At 62.5% G+C, this 826-nt stretch carries 1 protein-coding gene; it reads right to left on the reverse strand.

The window, feature by feature from the left end; all coding sequences use genetic code 11:
* On the reverse strand, window positions 1-826 hold an 826-nt coding region (locus IPV08_RS24320; RefSeq protein ID WP_207414428.1), incomplete at both ends, for a PQQ-binding-like beta-propeller repeat protein.

Consider the following 826-nt stretch of genomic DNA (forward strand, 5'->3'; position numbering starts at 1 on the left):
ACGACCGTAGGTCTTCGAGCCCTTGTCCATATCGACCTTGGAAGCCCAGTTCACCACGGGATCGAACTTCTCGGCGACCAGGAGCTCGCCGGTGGTGCGGTCGAGGGTGTAGCCGAATCCGTTGCGATCGAAGTGCGTGAGGAGCGTGCGATCCTTGCCGTCAACCTTCTGATCTGTGAGGATCATCTCGTTGACGCCGTCGTAATCCCACTCGTCGTGCGGGGTCATCTGGTAGACCCACTTGGCCATACCGGTGTCGACGTCACGACCCCAGATGGTCATCGACCACTTGTTGTCGCCCGGACGCTGCTTCGGGTTCCAGGTCGAGGGGTTGCCCGAGCCGTAGTACATCAGGTTGAGCTTGGGGTCGTAGGAGAACCAGCCCCAGGTGCAGCCGCCGCCCGTCTTCCACTGATCGCCTTCCCAGGTCTTCAGCGAGGAATCCTTGCCGACCGGCTTGCCAAGCGAAGTAGTCTTCTCGGGGTCGACCAGGAGCTGATCGTCCGGGCCGACCGAGTAGCCGCGCCACACCTTCTTGCCCGTCTTGGAATCGTAGGCGGTGACGTGACACTGCACGCCGAACTCGCCGCCGGAGATGCCGACGATGATTTTGTCCTTGACCGGCAGGACGTGGGCGGTGTTGGTCTCACCCTTCTTCGGATCGCCGTTGACGACGGACCAGTTCACCTTGCCGGACTTGGCGTCGAGCGAGACGACGGTGGTGTCGGCCTGGTGCAGGATGATCGCGCCGTCGGCGTAGGATAGGCCACGGTTGACCGTGTCACAGCACATCACCGGGATGACGCTCGGGTCCTGCTTGGGCTCG

This window comes from Methylobacterium sp. SD274, assembly GCF_017355285.1.
Taxonomy (GTDB): domain Bacteria; phylum Pseudomonadota; class Alphaproteobacteria; order Rhizobiales; family Beijerinckiaceae; genus Methylobacterium.